Source organism: Nocardia crassostreae (assembly GCF_001613405.1).
GTDB classification, from domain to species: Bacteria; Actinomycetota; Actinomycetes; order Mycobacteriales; family Mycobacteriaceae; genus Nocardia; species Nocardia crassostreae.
Window position 1 is genome coordinate 1 of sequence record NZ_BDCH01000010.1, and the last position, 16,804, is coordinate 16,804.

The window sequence follows — 16,804 nt, forward strand, 5'->3', positions numbered from 1 at the left end:
CGGCGGGGACGCCGATCAGTTCCGCGAGTTCCGCCAGCGTGTCGGCGGTGCGCCACAGACCCGCCTCGACGTACTTCTCGGTCGGCTGGAGCGGCACATTGGCGGCCTTCACCGGCGGCACCGGGCCCTCGGCATCGTCGTAGATCATCCAGAACGGCAGCGACATCGTGCCGTCGCGCAACTGCTCGATGATGTCGCGGCCGAGCCGGTCGTAGGGCGCGGATTCATTGACGAACCGGGTACCCGCCTGATTGACGAAGATCCGGCCGGTGAACCACAGCGCGAAGGCCGCGCGGCCGTCGGGATGGATCAGCCCCGGCGACCACCAGGCCTGATCCATGAGATCGGTGGCCGCACCGGCCGCCATTCCGGCCTCGTGGGCCCTGCCCTGATTGCCCCACGGCCCCATGGTGTCCCGGGCCGCGCCGGGAACGCCGTAGCGCTGCCGCAGTTCGTCGTTGCCTTCGAAACCGCCCGCCGCCAACAGGACTCCCCGGCGGGCCCGGATGGCGATGCGCTGCCCGTCGCGTTCGACGACGGCGCCGGTCACCGCGCCGTCCTCGGTCACCAGTTCCACCAGCGGCGAGTTCAGGTGCAGGGCAGCGCCGGGATACTTGGCCAGCGCCCGCAGGAACCGGCCCACCAGCGCGCGGCCGCCGATGAGCAGATCCGGTCGCGGATCCCCGTAGCGATCGGCGCCCAGCGGCCCGCGAATCGCGTCGCTCAGCTCGCCGAGTTCGGCGGCGGGCAGCGGCGTCGGAATAATGTGCCGCCTACCGTCCAACCGGGCCTTGGGTGCCTTGCCGAAGTAGTCCGGCCACGGGAACATCTGGAACGACAGATCAGTATCTTGTTCGAGGTATTCGATGACCGCCGCCCCGCCGCGGACGAATGCCTCCTGCAGCTCGGCCGGGGTGCGGTCACCGACCACGGCGTGGAAGTAGGTCAGCGCATCCTCGAGGGTGTCGTCCACGCCCGCACGCCGCAGCACCGGATTGCACGGGAACCACATGCCGCCGCCATTGGAGTACGACGTCGTCCCCCCGAATTTGTCGGTGGCCTCCACCAGCGCCACCGTCAATCCCTCGCGGGCCGCCGTATACGCCCCGGCCAGGCCGCCGCCCGACCCGGCGACCAGGACATCGACCTCTTCGTTCCAGACCGTCACCGCAACTCCTGCTCTCGCCCCCGCGCTCGACGGTAGGTGCGGAGCCGAAGGCGCGCACCCGAAGTCCCGCTGGCCAGGAGAACGCGGCGGCGCGCACCCGCCTCTGCTACGCGTCCGCCCACGGCACGAGCACGAGTTTGCCGCGCAGGCGCCCGGATTCGCCGAGCTTGTGCGCCTCGACGACATCGGCCAGCGACAGGACCCGCTGCACTTCGACGCGCAGCTGTCCGCGTTCGACCAGATCGGCCAGCTCGCGCAGGTCCGCGGCCGCGGGCTGGACATAGAAGCGATGATAGCGCGGATCGTCGATGGCGTCCTCGCCCTGGGCGTCGACGAGACGGCCCTCGGGGCGCAGGATGGTCAGCGAGCGCGCGGTGTAATCGCCGCCGACCAGGTCCAGCACCACATCGACCGGTTCGAGGGATGCGGCGAAATCGGTTGTGGAGTAATCGATCAGCTCGTCCGCGCCCAGCGCGCGCAGGAATTCGTGATTGGCCGTTCGGGCCGTGCCGATCACGTGCGCCCCGCGGGCCTTGGCGATCTGCACCGCGAGATGCCCCACGCCGCCCGCGGCGGCATGCACCAGGACTCGCTGCCCCGGGCCCACTCCGGCCAGCGCCTGCCACGCGGTCAAGGCGGCGCTCGCCAGGTCGGCGGCGTGCACATGGCCGAGGGTCGCGGGCTTGGCGGCGAGGAAATCGGCGGGGGTGACGGTGTATTCGGCGTACGCGCCCGAGCGGCTCAGCACCATGCCGAAGACCGCGTCCCCCGGCCGGAAGCGTGTGACCCGCGAGCCCACCGCGGCGACCACCCCGGAGACGTCCAGGCCGAGGGTGAACGGTGGCGGGCCGATCTTGTCGATGGCGCCCGAACGCAGTTTCCGGTCCGCGGCATTCACCGAGGCGGCGGCGACGCGCACCAGCACGTCACCGGGTCCGGGTTGCGGGATCTCCACCTCCACGGTCTCGAGCACATCCGGTCCGCCGAGGGTTCGCTGACTGATCGCCTTCATGTCCACGATTCTTCGGAAGGTGGTATCTGTTGGAAAGAAGGCACTTTCATGATCCCGAGGTTCCCGATGTATACCGGCTGCGACGAGGGGCGATCCCCCAATCTGGTGGAGGACTACCTCCAGCGGTGCCCGGCCCGCGAGGTGCTGGGGGTGCTCGCCGACAAATGGGTGCCGCTGGTCATGGGCGTGCTGCGGGCGAGCGAAGGGCCGGTTCGCTTCAATGAACTGCGCCGCCGACTCGACGGGATCACACAGAAGATGCTCACTCGGACGCTGCGCGAACTGGAGCGCGACGGCTTGGTGCGCCGGTCCGTCTACCCGACGGTCCCGCCGCGCGTGGAATATTCGCTGACGCCGCTCGGGGAGGACCTGGGTCGGCTCACCCATGCCATGGGGCAGTGGGCGCTGCGCAATGTCGACGAAATCACCACCGCGCGCGCCCGATTCGACGAGCTGGCGGCGCGCACGGTGGAACCGGTCAATCCCTGACGGCCAGCAGGCACGCCTGCTGGAAGCGTTCGTCCGGGCGCGGTTCCCGAATGAGCCGGGCAATGGTGCGGAATCCAGTGCCGTTCAGGGTTTCCGCGAGCGTGTCCGGCGCCCAGCGGTAGCCGGGGGTCACCTTGTGGTCGAACTGCTGCACACCGTCGCGTGCGTCGGGGGCCTGGAAGCCGAACAGGATGTGCCCGCCGGGCCGCAGCACGCGGGCGAACTCGGTCAGGACGGCGGGTACCCGTTCCGGCGGCGTGTGAATGATGGAGTACCAGGCCACGATTCCGCTCAAGGCGGCATCGTCGAGGTCCAGCTGCTCCATGGAGCCCACATCGAAACGAATGCCGGGATGGTCGATGCGGGCCAGCCGGATCATCTCCGGGGAGAGGTCGAGGCCGAATACCTCGAGCCCGAGATCGCGCAGATACGTGGTGAGCCTGCCCGGACCGCAGCCGAGATCGGCGACCGGTCCCGGCGCGCCCTCGCGGATGTGCGCGGCGAATACCTCGAGCATGGCCCGATCGAAGGGGCTCGTCGCCAGATGATCCCTGAACATGCTGGTGTACAGCTCGGCCACACCGTTATACGCATCCCGGGTGGCCCGCACATCGTCGACTTCGGTCACGCCACAACCGTACTCAGGAGCCGGTGGCGCCCGTCGACGGTGAGCGCAGGCCCTGATCCATGCCCGCGATGCGGACCGACCAGGTGGTGTCGGGGGTCATGCGGGTGCGCAACGGCCACAGCGCGAACTCCACGAAGTGGCGGTGATCGCGGAACAGGGCGGGCAGACGCATGCTGTGCCGCCAGGACGCGCGGTCGACGCCCGGAGGCTGCCAGCCGTTGCCGAGCATGAGATCGGTGACGCGCGGGGTCAGGCCCAGGGCGGCATCGGTGTCCAGGTACACCAGCAGGGCGTCCGGGGTGCGCACCAGATGGGTGGAACCGCGGGTGCCCGCATCGACGGTCACCTCGGTGTCCTCGGGGGTCTCGATGACCAGACCGGCCAGATCGTCGAAGAACTGGGTCCATTCGCGACCGGCCGCGCGCTGACCGTGATGCTGTTGTTCCAGGACCAGCCTGCGGGTGCGCTCGGCCGGGTTCACCAGGAACAGGCCGACGGTGTCGTCATCGGTCACCAGCCCCAGTGACAGCGCGGGCGTGGCCCACACCGGGCCGTGCGCCGGGCCGAGGACGCCGTGCACGGGTGCGCCGAGTTCGGCGCGGAAGCCGTCGAGGGCGCGGCTGAAGGCGGCCGTCAGCTGATCGCGGACCTCCGCGGGCAGGCCCTCGTCGAAGAGCTGGGATTCGATGCTGTCGCTGAGGGTGACGCGGATGGATTCGAGTCGCTCACCGTCACAGTTGAATCGGGCGCGGGCCACATCCAGGTGCAGGGGCGTCTTCGCCCAGACCGTGCGGTCGGCCGTGCCCGGATCGCCCTCCAGGCGCCATCCGGTCGCGCGGGTGAATCGGTCGAGATCGGCGCGCGTCCAGGTCCAGTCGAATGCGCGTGCCGCGGCGGCGATCTCGATTCCGCCCGCGATATCCACGGTGAGCGGTCCGGTATCGAAGGCCGAGATGGCGTGCTGGCGCAGGAATTCGGCGCGCTGCGACCGTGAGGTCGGGTGCGGCGGTATGCCCAGCGGCGCGATATCCAGATCCTCGCCGCCCTCCACTCAGGCGTCGGCGACGAGATCGGTGGTCGCGCGCACCGCCAGGGTCTGCAGCCCGTCGACCAGCCGAGTCGCGAATCGGCTCACCGCCAGGGTGCCCGCCTTGCGCGGCAGCCGCCGCCACCAGTTGGCCTCCCCCGGCGCACCCCACCCGTCGGCGATCAGCCGCTGCTCCACCTCCGGACCGTATCGCCACGTGGGGTCGACGAATTCACTCCGGCTCAGCTCCGCGTATAGCTCCTCCCCCGACACGCTGACCTGCATATACCGCCCGCCGGGCGCACTCACGACCAGCCGCGCGTCCGGTGTCAGGGTCTCCAGGAATCCGGCCAGATCCTCCGCCAGCCGCCCCCACCCGCCCAACTCCGCCCGCCGCCGCGCCCCCTCGTGCCTGCGCTCCATCCAAAACAGCTGTTCGGCCGGATTCACTAGCAGCACATCGACCGTATTGTCCCCGATGGCCAGTCCCACAACCAGATTCGGGAAAACCCACCCGGGCCCGTCCTCCGGTCCCGCCCCGTTCTCGGGTTCCCCCCACCGCTCGCTGAATGCCCCGCGCAACCGCCCGAGCGCATCGCGCAACAGCTCCGCATTCCCGAACCCCCCACCGGCCGGGCAATCCGAAACGGTCACCCGCACATACCCCAGCACCCGCGGGCTCCCCCAGAACATGGCCGAATCCCACCAAACCCCCAGCCCGGTCCGCGAAAACACGGCCCCCCGCCGCATGGTCCCCACCGCCTCGGGCGCACTCCACCCCACGCGCCGCGCGAATCCGCCGATATCCCGCGAATTCCATTTCCACTTGAACTCCAGGGCAGCCCTGACGATCTCGACCGCCCCCGCAGTGTCCACCCGAACTTCGAAACCCACCCAGCGACACTAACTCCGTTCGCGCCCCAGGGGTGCTTCGATCGGCTGCTGGTCTCCGTCGACCGGCTCGCCGCGCTGGCGGAACGGGGCTGAGCCGGATCGGTTCGGGATCAGGCGGAGGTGCCGAGGAAGGGGGTGATGACGGGGAGCAGCAGGTCGGCGCGATACATGATGTCGTAATGGGTGGTGCCGGGGACCACGGCCAGGCGCGAGGTGGCCGTGGGATCGGTCTTGCTGCCGCCCAGGCGGGTGATGAACTCTTCCGCGTGGGCGGGGTGGAGGGCGTCGTCTTCGGCCGTTACGAGGAGGACGTGGGCCTTGACGGCCGCGAGTTGCGGTGTCCAGTCGTAGGGTTCGGTGAGCAGGGTGCGGGTCTTGGTGACCAGGGACGACCATGCGGTGGGGTTCGGGGCGACCTTGGCGTACAGGGCGTGCATCGGGGTTTCGAGCATGTTGTCCGGGTTCATGGCCGCCATGCCCGCCAGCGTGTCCGGCTTCCAGCCGTCGTAGCGGTAGGGGGACGAGGTGATGATCACCTTGTTCACCAGATCCGGTGTGCGGGCGGTGAGTTGGAAGGCCACGCCGCCGCCCAGCGAGTAGCCGAGCACATCGGCCTTGTGGCCGATCAGGGCGGCGATATCGTCGGCCAGCGTCTCGAAGCGCAGGGGGCGGTCGATATCGGCGGTGCGGCCGTGCGCCTGCAGATCGACGGTAATGACCTTGCGGGTCTTGGCCAGTTCGGGAAGCAGTGCGCCGAAACTGGATTCGCCGTCGCTGAGACCGCCGTGCACCAGCACCAGCGGTGTACCCGTGCCGTGCACCTCGTAGTAGAGCTGCAAACCGTTGACGGGCGCGTAGAAGCCCTTGCCGTCGGCGCTCGGCTTGTCGGCGACGGGCGCGGCCGTGATCGAGGTGCTCGCCCGGTCGGCGTCGGTGGCGGCGCCGGTGCCGCATGCGGTCAGGAGCAGGGCCGACAGGGCCGCGGCGGCAGCCGCGTACACCGGCTTGTCGAAAGTCTTCATGAGCTTCGCTGTCTGTGTGCAGCCGTCAGGAGCGCTGATCGGCTTGGGGGAGATGGACTTTGGCGTCGTCGTAGTCGCCGGAACGAGTGCTGTCGGAGGTGTAGATCAGGTGCAGGACGCCGGTGGTGAACGGCTGCGCGGAGATCAGCCGCAGCGGAATCGGCGTGTCCTGGTCGAACAGGCGTTGCCCGCTACCCAGGGCGATGGGGTGCACCAGCAGGTGCAGTTCATCGATGAGACCCGCCGCCAGCAGCTGCCGCACGATCGAGGGGGAACCGCTCATGGCGATATCCGTCGCACCGGGCTGCGCCTTGAGTTCCGTGACGGCCCGCACCAGATCGCCCCGCAGCTGTTCGGAGTTGCGCCAGGTGAATTCGAGCTCCCGATGGGAGACGACGATCTTGCGGGCGTTACCGAGCGCCTTCGCCATGACCGCGTCCTCGGCCCCGGCGGCCTCCCGCTCCGGCCAGGCGCCCGCGAAACTGTCATAGGTCACGCGGCCGAGCAGCAGGGTGTCGGCGGTGGCGAGTTGCGCGCCCACGGCCGCGCCCATCTCGTCGTTGAAGTAGGGGAAGTGCCAGTCCTGCGGTTCGCCGACCACGCCGTCGAGCGAAATGAACAGTCCCGCGGTGAGTTTACGCATCGAATTTGCTCCTGATAGTTATGTGCTCGGACCGCGAATCACGCGGTTTCGGTGAGGAATTCACCGGCGGGCGGGGTCAGCAAGGCGATATTCGGATTGTGACTCAGCTTCGCCAGTTCGATATGCCGCGCATCCGGCAGCGCCTCGGTAATGGCGCGCGCCGCAGTGCGGAGCAGAGCGCCGCTCTTACCGCCGGAAATGACGAGGGTCGGAACCTTCACGCCCGACCAGTCCGCCGCGCGCAATGGCTCGCCGCGCATATGCGAACCCATGATCGCCCAATCGTGGGCGGTGGCGGGCGCGGTCGCCAGCAGGTTCTTCCAGAATGGCGTGAACCGCATGACCGCGACCATGGCCCGCGGCATGCCCATGCCCTGCGTCATATAGAACCGCACCACCTCCGCCCGCCGATCCGCCGCGATCAGCTCATGCAGCCACACATGCAAATCAGCTGGTGGAACGAAGTTTTCGCGATTCACCACGAACGGCGGCTCGAACGCGATCACCCGGGTGATACCCGGCGCCCGGCCCGAAGCGGCCGCCCGCAGCGCCAGCCCGGCGCCCGAGGACCACCCGAACAGCGCGGCCGAACCGCCCGTCGCCTCGATCAGCGCGGCAATATCGTCGATCTCGTTCTCGACGTCGTACACGCCCGGCGAATCACTACTGTCACCACGTCCGCGGCGGTCGTAATTGATAACCGTGAGCCGATACCGATCGGCCAATTGCTGGGCCAGCTCAACCATTTTCGGAAACTTCCGGAAGCTGAACGCGCCGCCGACCAGAATCACCGTACTGGCGTCGCCGCCCACATAGCGATCGTAGGCGAGGGTGTTTCCCGCAGGGGTGGTAATGGATTCCATGAACCGATCTCTCTCGTCCGTTTTCCCGGTCGAAAATCAAGACGGCGCCCGAGTGCAGAACTCATCGGTGCCGTCGGAAGTCGACCTGACCGAGCATCGCCGGTCGGCGAGAGCGCAACAAGAACGGTTTTCGGAACGGACCGTGTAGCGACGGTCAACGATGGCGGCTACACGTCCGCCGCCGCCTGCTGGATCATCTCGATGAACGGCTGTACCAACGGGTTTCGGCCCGCGCTCGGCCACATCAGGCCGTAGTCGATCGGCGGGGCGTCGTGGAAGGGGACCCAGACCATGCCGGGGCGGGAGTGGAAACGCTCGGCGCGCGCGGAGACCGTGCTGACGCCCACGCCACTGCTGACGTGGACCAGGACTTCCGGCCAGAAGTTGGTGGCGGGGCCCTGTGGGATCCGGCGGCCCGAGGGGGTGCGGCGCGGGAAATAGCGGTCCATCCAGTACCGGGGAACGCGCTCGTCGGAAATGGTGACCAGCGTGGTGTCCGCCAGATCCTCCAGCGAGACCGAGTCCATGCTCGCGAACGGATGCCCCTCCGGGACCATCAGCGCCCGCGGCTCGGAGAACAGGACCGGACCGGTGGTGATATCGGGTTCGGCGATCGGGAACTCGGTGAGCTGCAGATCCACCGCGCCGGACCGCATCCGGCCGAGCGGATCGACCAGCTGGATCTCCTCCACGTTCACGATGCTCTCCGGATAGCGGATTCGGAACAGGTCGGTGGCCTTCACGATGAGATTGCCGCACCACGGGGCGGAGAAGCCCACCGTGATCATCAGCTTCACACTGTTGCCGCGGCTGGCCGCCGTCACACCCGCCGCGATCAACTCGTAGGCCGGGCGCAGATCGTCGCGCAACTGCCTGCCCACCGGCGTGAGCGCCACCGCGCGGCTGTTCCGCTCGAACAGCGGTGCCCCGATGCGTCTTTCGAGCTGGCGGATGGTCTGACTGACCCGGCTGGTCGTCACGTGCAAACGCTCCGCAGTCCGGCCGAAGTGCAACTCCTCGGCGAGAGTGAGGAAGGCCTCCAACTCCATCCGTTCCAGCATGTCCATCCCTCACATCATGAAGTCGCGCTCAACACAGCGTGCCAGATTTCGATCTTGTCCGCTGCCCCGAATCCGCCCAGTCTGGAAGGTATTGCAACTGCTCTGAGGATGAATGCAAAGGCCGGAACGGAGGGATTCAGGTGAGCAGGGTCGTCGTCGCGATGGACATGTCGGTGGACGGAGTGGTCGAGAATCCCTCCTGGACAGCGCCCTTCTGGAACGACGACCACGCCAGGTACCAGCACGGCCACCTCATGGAGAGCCGCGCCCTGCTCCTCGGCAGGGTTACCTATCAGCAGCTACCCCGAATGTGGCCCGCCCGCAACGTTTCCGACGCCTTCCTCGCCCGGCTCGACAAGATCCCCAAGTACGTGGTGTCGCGCACCCTCGACCGCCCCGGCTGGAACACCATCGTCCTCGACGGCGACCTCACCGCCCAGATCACCAAAATCAAATCCGAACCGGGCCCCGACCTCCTCACCTACGGGGGAATCACCCTCGTCAACCACCTCATCGCCCACAACCTGGTCGACGAACTCCGCCTCTGTATCCACCCGGCCGTCGTGGGCACCGGCCGCCGCCTCTTCCACGCGGGCGTCACCCCCACCATCTGGCGCCTGTCCGCCACCCAGACCTTCAGCTCCGGCGCGGTGGTCCTGGCCTACCGTCCCAGCCCGGCCTGACCGGGGACGGCCGCTCGTCGGGCGCGGCCATCCCGGGCCGCCGGGCGGCTTTGTGCCTGCTGCACAACCGCTTTGGGAAGGCTGACGACAATCCGCGATTTCCCCGCGCAGCGCAGGTCGGGGCGCGTAGAACGACCGGTATAGGTGCACCGTCATTCTTCGTGGGGAGCACGTCGATGAGGACCTCATTCGCAGCCGTTCTCGGCACCGCCCTGCTGGGCAGCCTCTGCCTGGTCACGAATCCCGCTGCGGCGGAACCGGAGACGGTCGCGGGCTCGGCCACGTTCACGGTGGACACCACCGCGGACGGCGCGGCCGCCAACCCCTTCGACGGTCAGTGCCGCGCGCGCACCGGGGAGTGCACGCTGCGCGCGGCCGTACAAGCGGCCAATGCTCGCCCCGGCAGCACGATCGTCATCCCGGCCGGGCACTACCGGCTGACCATCCCCCCGAACCCGCTGAATATCAACGGCCCCTTCATCGATCCCACCACCGGCGATCTCGACCTCACCGCCGACACCACCGTGCTCGGGGCCGGGCAGGACGAGACGGTCATCGACGCCGCCCACATCGACCGCGTCATGCTCACCACCGCCCGCATCTCCATCACGGGGCTGACCATCACCGGCGGCAATACCGCCCAGCGCGAAATCCCCTTGTACGACACCGGAGGCGGCGGCATAGCCAACTCGGGCAAACTGCGGCTCGACCACGTCACGGTCACCGGTAATGCGGCCGACTACGGCGGCGGCATCTTCAATATCCCGGTCGCCGACCTCACCATGACCGACAGCCTCGTCACCCACAATGCCTCCGGTGAAGCGGGCGGCATCCGCTGCGACAACATCTGCACCTTCACCCGCACCGAGATCTCCGACAATCGGGTCGTCAACCCCCTGCGCTGGTACCGCCCCGGCGGCTTCGCCGGGCGTGGCGGCGGCCTCGATATTCGCGGCATCGGCCAGGTGGTCCTCATGGACTCGCTGGTCACCCGCAATTCGGCGACCGACGGCGGTGGCGGCATCAATATCGCCCCCGCCTACCTCGACACCCTCCCCTACCAGCTCACCGACGCCTTCAATCCGGCCATGGGCACCCTCGTCCTGCGCGGCACCACCATTACCGCCAACACCTCGAACCTCGGCGACCAGAACTGCAAAACGGTCTTCGCCCAAATCATTTCGACCGGCGGCAATTTGAGCGACGACACCTCCTGCGACCTCACCGCCACCGGCGACGAAGTCCGCCCCGACGCCGCCCGCTAACCCTCCCCGAAAGGCCGTCCCATGGGTTCCTTCAATGTCGGCGACTGGATGACCAACCTCGGCCAAGCCTTCACCTGGGTGATGTCCATGCTGGTCTCCGGCTCGTCCACCGGTTCCACCCGCCCCTGACTCACCGAAAAAATCAGTTCCATCCCCCCGCCGTCCACTGCTACCGTTCTCCCCGCAATGACGACGACGAAGGGTATAGCAATGTTCCGGCAAATGGTCTCCGCCTACATGCGGTCCCGCTATGCCATGGAACGCCGCATCATCCACTCCCTCTCCACCCGCGCGCCCGCCCGGCCGAACTCCTAGAGTCCCCCCGCGGCCTCCCGCTCGTCGAACCGCGCCCGCGCGACCTCCACCTCCGGCAGCGCAACAGTCGACCAGTGCAACAGCGCATCAATAAGGTCCTGCAACGTCCTCCCGAGCGCCGCGACCCGATACTCCACCGCCACCGGCCGCGTACTCGTCACCACCCGCTCGACCATCCCATTCCGCTCCAGCCGCCGCAGCGTCGCCGTCAGCGACTTCTGCGTCACAACCGGTATCGCCCGCCGAAGCTCGTTGAACCGCAACGGATTCTCACACAGCGCATCCAGCACCTGAAGCGACCACTTGTCCATCATCTGATCAAGCAACTCCCGATGCCTCTCGGTCAGCTGTTGACCACCCGAACCCGCTGCAGCAGTTTCCATCACGACACCTAGTCTCGTTGAAGTTCCCTTCGAGTACCAGATATACATCGGATACCTACTCGAACCCGAAGGGCCCCTCCATGACCGTGCAGCTCCTGACCCCCGAAGGCATGTTCACCCCCGTCCCCTACCACCACGTCTCCATCAGCACCGGCACCCGCCACATCCACGTGGCAGGTCAAATCGCCCGCGACGGGGAAGGCAACCCCGTCGCCCCGGATGACCTGGCCGGTCAGCTGGCCCAAGCTCTGCGCAACACGGCCCGCGGCCTATCAGGCGCAGGAGCCACCTTCGCCGACGTAGTCCGCCTACGATTCTTCGTAACCCACTGGACCCCAGACAAATACAACGACTTCATCGCAGGCATCAACGCCGTCGCCGAAGAACTCGCCCTCCCCCAACCCCTCCCGCCCCTATCAGCAATCGGCGTCGACTACCTCTTCGAACCCGACGTCCTCGTCGAAGTAGAGGCCCACGCCATCCTCGACTGACCTCACCCGCTCGCTCAGGCGTTCGAGGCTAGGTATGCGAAACGTGACACGAAAGCGTGAAATGGCCGACGCGCCAATAAGTTCCACTATGTCGCCGGACATGCGGAACTTGTCCTATTTGGCGCGTTAGCCGCGTGCCATATCGACGAAACGGCTCAAATGCAGCTGATGTGCGACGGTAATCGTTGCGGTTGGTCCATTTCGGTGTTTACCGACGATCAGGTCCGCTTCGCCGCCGCGTGGGTCATCTCGCTCGAAGGCATCGGGCCTATGTAACAAAATGACCATATCGGCATCTTGCTCCAAACTTCCCGATTCGCGCAAATCGGACACCATCGGGCGCTTATCCGTTCGCTGTTCCGGACCGCGGTTCAGCTGACTGATAGCGATCACCGGAACTTCCAGCTCTTTCGCCAAAAGCTTCAGGCTACGGGAGAATTCGGAGACTTCCTGCTGGCGGGACTCGACCTTCTTGCCCGAGGTCATCAGCTGGAGGTAGTCCACGACGACTAGTCGGAGGTCGTGGCGCTGCTTGAGGCGGCGGGCCTTGGCGCGGATCTCCATCATGGTGAGGTTGGGCGAATCGTCCACGAATAGTGGCGCTTCGCTGATTTCACTCATGCGGCGGGCCAGTTTGGTCCAGTCGTCGTCGCTCATACGGCCCGAACGCATATCGCCGAGTTTGATTTTCGCTTCGGCGGATAGGAGGCGCATGACGATTTCGGTGCGGCTCATTTCCAAGGAGAAGATGACGCTGGCGAGGCCGTGTTTGATGGAGCAGCTGCGCATGAAGTCCATGCCCAGGGTCGAATTGTGGGTGGGGATCATCGCGCGACCGGCGAGGTAGAGGTGGTCGGGGTTGTCCACCTCTACGCAGCGGACGGGGACGCTGTCGATGGGGCGGACATCGACGATGAAGCGGGATCCGGAGCGGGAGGTATTGGTGGCGCCGCGACGCTTCTTGTGCAGCAGTTCTTTTCGGCTCAGGCCGAAGACTTCGTCTTCGGTGGCGAAGGTCAGGGTGTAGGCCGTCGAGGATGCCTCGGTGCGGCCTCGGACACGCTTCGTCGACAGTTGGCAGCGATAGCCGAGGCTGACGATCAGTTCTTCGGCATCCCGGGCCAGGCGCTCATTGGTCACCGCGAACTGAACGGATCCGCCCTGGGTCTCCGTGCCATCGGTGTCGAGCAGACCGGCGAGCACCGCGCGCCGCTGCCGCTCGGACGCGCGCAGATACTCGGTGGGAATGTGTTTGTTGGCGAGGACGCCGATCGTGCGCAACCGTGCTTGGACCGAGCCGATGGCATTGCGGCAGGTCTGGCACATGCGCAGGCCGATCGACGGACCACCGCACTGGGAACACGTCGGAGCGGGCACCGGTGCGGAAATGAAACGTGCCCTGCCGCCGCAGGACCGCCCGCAGGTGCGGACTTCGCTTGTGAATGGGATGAATTCGGTGCCGCAGACCACGCAGTTCCGCGGCGGAGTCGAATCCTCGGCGGGCAGCCGCAAGCTGTAGCGGAGTGCGGCCGCCTCGGATTGCACCGTCGCGATCCCCTCATCCTCTATGCGACCAAGGATTTCGGGATCGGCGGTGGTCAGTTGGGCACATGCGGAGGTTCCGTCGCCCAGCCAGGCGCCCAAGGTATACGGCGGAACGAGCAGCTCGCGCTCGGGGAGCTGCAATGGCTCGGTATTGATCACCGAGTGGTTGATTCGGCGGTCGGCGGTGGCGCAGCGGACGGTCGCGGCGATCTCCGCGGTCGTGCGGACTTCGGCGAAGGTGGCTTGATTGCGGTAGCGGTTGTACCCGGTCGCCGCCTGTTGTGCGGAGCGGCGCGAGGCCCGGGTCTCGGTCAGCCATTGGTGCTGCTCGTCCGCGACAATGACTGTGCCGTCGGAGAATTCGACCTCGTAGCAGGGACGACCGATCATGACCTCGGTGGTGGCCACGACGCGGGTGGGGCGGCCGTGGGCGTCCAGTAGCTCGTCACCGGCCTTGACCTCGCCCATGGTGGTCCAGCCGGTTGGCGTGGGCAGCGGGGTGTCGAGGGCGAGGGCCTTGCCTACACCAGGTCGGGCCGCGACGATGATCATCTGGCCCGGGTGCAATCCGTTGGTTAGTTCGTCGAGTTCGGTGAAGCCGGTGGGGACGCCGAGGGAGATGCCGCCGCGGCTGGCGATGGAGTCGATTTCGTCCATGGTGGGCTGGAGGAGTTCCTCCAGGGGCATGAAGTCTTCGCTGGAGCGGCGTTCGGTTACGTCGTAGAGTTCGGCTTGGGCTCGGTCTACTACCTCGGCTACGTCTTGACCGTCGGCGCCCGCGTAGCCGTATTGGACGATGCGGGTACCGGCTTCGACCAGGCGGCGCAGGATGGCTTTTTCCGCAACGATTTCGGCGTAGTAGCCCGCGTTGGCGGCGGTGGGGACGGTTTGGGTGAGGGTGACGAGGTAGGGGGCGCCGCCGATGCGCTTCAGGTCGCCGCGGCGGTCCAGGGTTGCGGCGACGGTTACCGGGTCGGCGGGTTCGCCGCGGCCGTAGAGGTCGAGGACGGCGTCGTAGACGGCTTGGTGGGCGGGGCGGTAGAAGTCGCCGGGGCGGATTACTTCCACCACGTCGGCGATGGCGTCCTTGGAGAGGAGCATGCCGCCCAGGACGGACTGTTCGGCGGCCATGTCGTGGGGCGGCTGGCGGCCGAAGTCTTCGCCGGGGGTGTCCTGGTAGTCGGAGGGCCCGTGATCATCGTGGCCGCGATCGTCGATGACTGCCATCAGATCGACAGTCCTCTCTCCTCGGCCCGGATTCGATATCCCTCGATCACCCGTTGTACGCCTGTACACCGACAGGTTTCGGCAGGCTCGCGGGCGGCTCGGGCGAGTCGCGGGCGCGCGTCGGCAAACCCTTGGTGCCGGGTGCTGGGGTGAGGAATCGTGCCGTCCCCGGGGCTGTGGTCACGACAATGGATGCGAACCTAGGCGACCGGATGGGCAGGTGCCAAACCGAGCTGTGCACACAACTGTGGACAAGGTGGGGGTTGTTCACCCGCTGTTGTGCACCCCCTGTGTATTACTTGGGGACAACAGTGGGTCGGATTGGTCAACGTGCAGGTAGTGACCTATTTCTCGAGGTGCGCAACTGTGGATCAAAACTGTGCGGCGTGTCGCTGGACGACGGCGTCCGGGCGTGTTGGGTGAACAACGTATGCCCAGCTTGTGACCTGACACACAACGAGAATGGTTGGTTTGCTTAGTAATCCACACCCCGGGCAAACGCTGCCAGTCATGCGGATCGAGGACCCGCCACCACCGCCCGAGACACCAAAAAGCGACTCCCGGGCAACCCGGAAGCACTACCTGGCAAACACAGATCGATCAGTCGCCAAAGGTGACAACTGATCTCGTAGGGTGCGGGTAACTCACCGGGTACGCCCAGAATCGAGCCACGCACCAAACCGCCGCCACGCGTACTCGACTGGCTACGGCTCTCAGCCGTGCGCTAAGTACGCGGGGCGGCGGGTGGGTGTTATTCGGCGGCGTTGACCTGCAGGTCGAACTTGGCGGCGACGTTCGGGTGCAGGTGCACCACGACGCCGTGCTTGCCGGTGCTCTTGATGTGAGCCTTCGGCAGCTCGATGCTGCGCTTGTCGACCACCGGGCCACCGGCGGCCTTGATGGCGGCGGCGACATCGGCGGCGGTGACCGAACCGAAGAGCTTGCCGGTGCCGGCGGTCTTCACCGACAGCGTCACGGCGGCCAGGCCCTCGATGGCCTGCTTCAGCTCGTTGGCGTGGTCCAGGTCGCGCACCTTGCGGGCGTCCTGCGCCCGGCGGATGCCCTCGACCTGCTTCTCCGCAGCACGAGTGGCGACGATCGCCAGGCCGCGGGGCAGCAGGTAGTTGCGGCCGTAGCCGTCCTTGACCTCAACGGTGTCGCCGGGCGCACCGAGGTGATCCACATCAGCAGTCAGAATCAACTTCATTGCTGTGCCTTCCCTTCTCAGCGAGCCGTGGACACGTAAGGCAGCAGGGCCACCTCACGCGAGTTCTTGACGGCGACAGCGATATCGCGCTGGTGCTGCACGCAGTTGCCGGTCACCCGGCGCGCGCGGATCTTGCCGCGATCGGACACGTACTTGCGCAGCAGCGCGGTGTCCTTGTAATCGATCTTGGCACCAGCGGTGCTGTTCTTCTTGCCTGCTTTGTCTTCCTTGCAGAAGGAGCAGGCCTTCTTCTTGAGCACCTTTTCGCGTGCCGGTGCTTTGGCCATTGTCTTTACTCCAAGTCTGAAAGCCGTTCCTTAGAACGGCGGTTCGTCATCCCTCTGGCCGCCCCCGAAGGAGCCGGCCGCGGGCGCACTGCCCCACGGGTCGTCGCCAGCACTCTGCTGGCCGCCACGACCGCCGCCACTGCCACCACCGGAGAACCCGCCGCCGCCACCCTGGCCGCCGCCACCGCTGAAGCCTCCGCCACCACCGCCACGGGTGGTCTTGTTGATCTTCGCGGTCGCGTACTTCAGGGAAGGACCGACCTCGTCGACCTCGAGTTCGACGACCGTGCGCTTCTCACCCTCGCGGGTTTCATAGGAGCGCTGCTTGAGTCGTCCGCTCACGATCACTCGTGAGCCTCGGGTCAGGCTCTCGGCGACATTCTCCGCAGCTTCACGCCAGATGTTGCAGCGCAGGAAAAGCGCTTCGCCGTCTTTCCATTCATTGGTATTACGGTCGAACACACGGGGAGTCGACGCGACGGTGAAGTTCGCGACGGCCGCTCCCGCGGGCGTGAATCGAAGCTCGGGGTCAGCCGTCAGGTTTCCGATGACGGTAATGACCGTGTCGCCTGCTGCCATGGTTCCTCCTGCTTT

The 16,804-nt window shown here is 66.8% G+C and carries 19 protein-coding genes; 5 read left to right on the plus strand and 14 right to left on the minus strand.

Annotation, left to right across the window (positions count from 1 at the left end; translation table 11 throughout):
- On the minus strand, positions 1 to 1,168 hold a 1,168-nt coding region (locus tag NC4_RS04750; protein WP_067532819.1), incomplete at its 3' end, for an FAD-binding protein.
- 106 nt (positions 1,169 to 1,274) lie between these two features.
- Positions 1,275 to 2,180: an NADP-dependent oxidoreductase gene (locus tag NC4_RS04755; RefSeq protein ID WP_067532822.1), complete on the minus strand. Its 906-nt coding sequence runs from the start codon at positions 2,178 to 2,180 to the stop codon at positions 1,275 to 1,277.
- A 66-nt stretch (positions 2,181 to 2,246) separates the two neighbouring features.
- Between NC4_RS04755 and NC4_RS04760 the strand changes: the two genes are divergently transcribed.
- Positions 2,247 to 2,669, plus strand: coding sequence for a winged helix-turn-helix transcriptional regulator (locus NC4_RS04760; RefSeq protein WP_067533202.1), 423 nt, complete (start codon positions 2,247 to 2,249; stop codon positions 2,667 to 2,669).
- On the opposite strand, the gene NC4_RS04765 is transcribed toward NC4_RS04760, so the two are convergent.
- The 7 genes from NC4_RS04765 to NC4_RS04795 all read right to left on the minus strand — a co-directional run bounded on the left by NC4_RS04765 (position 2,659) and on the right by NC4_RS04795 (position 8,813).
- Positions 2,659 to 3,297 carry a class I SAM-dependent methyltransferase gene (locus NC4_RS04765; RefSeq protein WP_067532825.1) on the minus strand — a complete coding sequence of 213 codons (639 nt, stop codon included), beginning with the start codon at positions 3,295 to 3,297 and terminating at the stop codon, positions 2,659 to 2,661. The two genes, NC4_RS04760 and NC4_RS04765, sit on opposite strands and share 11 nt — an antisense overlap.
- Positions 3,298 to 3,310: 13 nt before the next feature.
- Positions 3,311 to 4,348, minus strand: coding sequence for a DUF6301 family protein (locus NC4_RS04770; RefSeq protein WP_067532828.1), 1,038 nt, complete (start codon positions 4,346 to 4,348; stop codon positions 3,311 to 3,313).
- Positions 4,349 to 5,218 (minus strand): DUF6301 family protein, encoded by an 870-nt coding sequence (locus tag NC4_RS04775; protein WP_157554284.1) that lies wholly within the window; start codon positions 5,216 to 5,218, stop codon positions 4,349 to 4,351.
- A gap of 110 nt (positions 5,219 to 5,328) precedes the next feature.
- A complete protein-coding gene (locus NC4_RS04780) occupies positions 5,329 to 6,240 on the minus strand; it encodes an alpha/beta fold hydrolase (protein ID WP_084528492.1) in 912 nt (303 codons plus the stop codon).
- 25 nt (positions 6,241 to 6,265) lie between these two features.
- A complete protein-coding gene (locus NC4_RS04785; RefSeq protein ID WP_067532834.1) occupies positions 6,266 to 6,883 on the minus strand; it encodes a dihydrofolate reductase family protein in 618 nt (205 codons plus the stop codon).
- Positions 6,884 to 6,921: 38 nt separating this feature from the next.
- Positions 6,922 to 7,746: an alpha/beta fold hydrolase gene (locus NC4_RS04790; RefSeq protein WP_067532837.1), complete on the minus strand. Its 825-nt coding sequence runs from the start codon at positions 7,744 to 7,746 to the stop codon at positions 6,922 to 6,924.
- A 167-nt stretch (positions 7,747 to 7,913) separates the two neighbouring features.
- Positions 7,914 to 8,813 (minus strand): LysR family transcriptional regulator, encoded by a 900-nt coding sequence (locus tag NC4_RS04795; protein WP_245721494.1) that lies wholly within the window; start codon positions 8,811 to 8,813, stop codon positions 7,914 to 7,916.
- Between the two features lie 134 nt (positions 8,814 to 8,947).
- Between NC4_RS04795 and NC4_RS04800 the strand changes: the two genes are divergently transcribed.
- The 3 genes from NC4_RS04800 (at position 8,948) to NC4_RS43830 (ending at position 11,070) form a co-directional block, all read left to right on the plus strand.
- A complete protein-coding gene (locus NC4_RS04800; RefSeq protein ID WP_067532840.1) occupies positions 8,948 to 9,490 on the plus strand; it encodes a dihydrofolate reductase family protein in 543 nt (180 codons plus the stop codon).
- 176 nt (positions 9,491 to 9,666) lie between these two features.
- Positions 9,667 to 10,755, plus strand: a complete 1,089-nt coding sequence (locus tag NC4_RS04805; protein ID WP_067532843.1) for a CSLREA domain-containing protein — start codon at positions 9,667 to 9,669, stop codon at positions 10,753 to 10,755.
- A 186-nt stretch (positions 10,756 to 10,941) separates the two neighbouring features.
- Positions 10,942 to 11,070 (plus strand): hypothetical protein, encoded by a 129-nt coding sequence (locus NC4_RS43830; RefSeq protein ID WP_281186225.1) that lies wholly within the window; start codon positions 10,942 to 10,944, stop codon positions 11,068 to 11,070.
- Here NC4_RS43830 and NC4_RS04810 read toward each other — a convergent pair.
- On the minus strand, positions 11,067 to 11,456 hold the full coding sequence (locus NC4_RS04810; protein ID WP_439957480.1) for a winged helix-turn-helix transcriptional regulator: 390 nt from the start codon (positions 11,454 to 11,456) through the stop codon (positions 11,067 to 11,069). The two genes, NC4_RS43830 and NC4_RS04810, sit on opposite strands and share 4 nt — an antisense overlap.
- Positions 11,457 to 11,533: 77 nt before the next feature.
- Here NC4_RS04810 and NC4_RS04815 point away from each other — a divergent pair, with 77 nt between their 5' ends.
- Positions 11,534 to 11,944 (plus strand): Rid family hydrolase, encoded by a 411-nt coding sequence (locus NC4_RS04815; protein ID WP_067532846.1) that lies wholly within the window; start codon positions 11,534 to 11,536, stop codon positions 11,942 to 11,944.
- A gap of 126 nt (positions 11,945 to 12,070) precedes the next feature.
- Here the strand turns inward: NC4_RS04815 and dnaB are convergent, their stop codons facing one another.
- The 4 genes from dnaB to NC4_RS04835 form a co-directional block, all read right to left on the minus strand.
- Complete coding sequence (dnaB, locus tag NC4_RS04820; protein ID WP_067532849.1) at positions 12,071 to 14,716, minus strand: replicative DNA helicase; 2,646 nt, start codon at positions 14,714 to 14,716, stop codon at positions 12,071 to 12,073.
- Positions 14,717 to 15,467: 751 nt separating this feature from the next.
- On the minus strand, positions 15,468 to 15,923 hold the full coding sequence (rplI, locus tag NC4_RS04825) for a 50S ribosomal protein L9 (protein ID WP_067532852.1): 456 nt from the start codon (positions 15,921 to 15,923) through the stop codon (positions 15,468 to 15,470).
- A 17-nt stretch (positions 15,924 to 15,940) separates the two neighbouring features.
- Entirely contained in the window at positions 15,941 to 16,210 is a 270-nt protein-coding gene (gene rpsR, locus NC4_RS04830) for a 30S ribosomal protein S18 (RefSeq protein WP_067532855.1), read from the minus strand.
- A gap of 30 nt (positions 16,211 to 16,240) precedes the next feature.
- The gene (locus tag NC4_RS04835) at positions 16,241 to 16,789 is read right to left on the minus strand and encodes a single-stranded DNA-binding protein (RefSeq protein WP_067532858.1); all 549 of its coding nucleotides are present in this window, start codon (positions 16,787 to 16,789) and stop codon (positions 16,241 to 16,243) included.
- Positions 16,790 to 16,804: the final 15 nt, after the last annotated feature.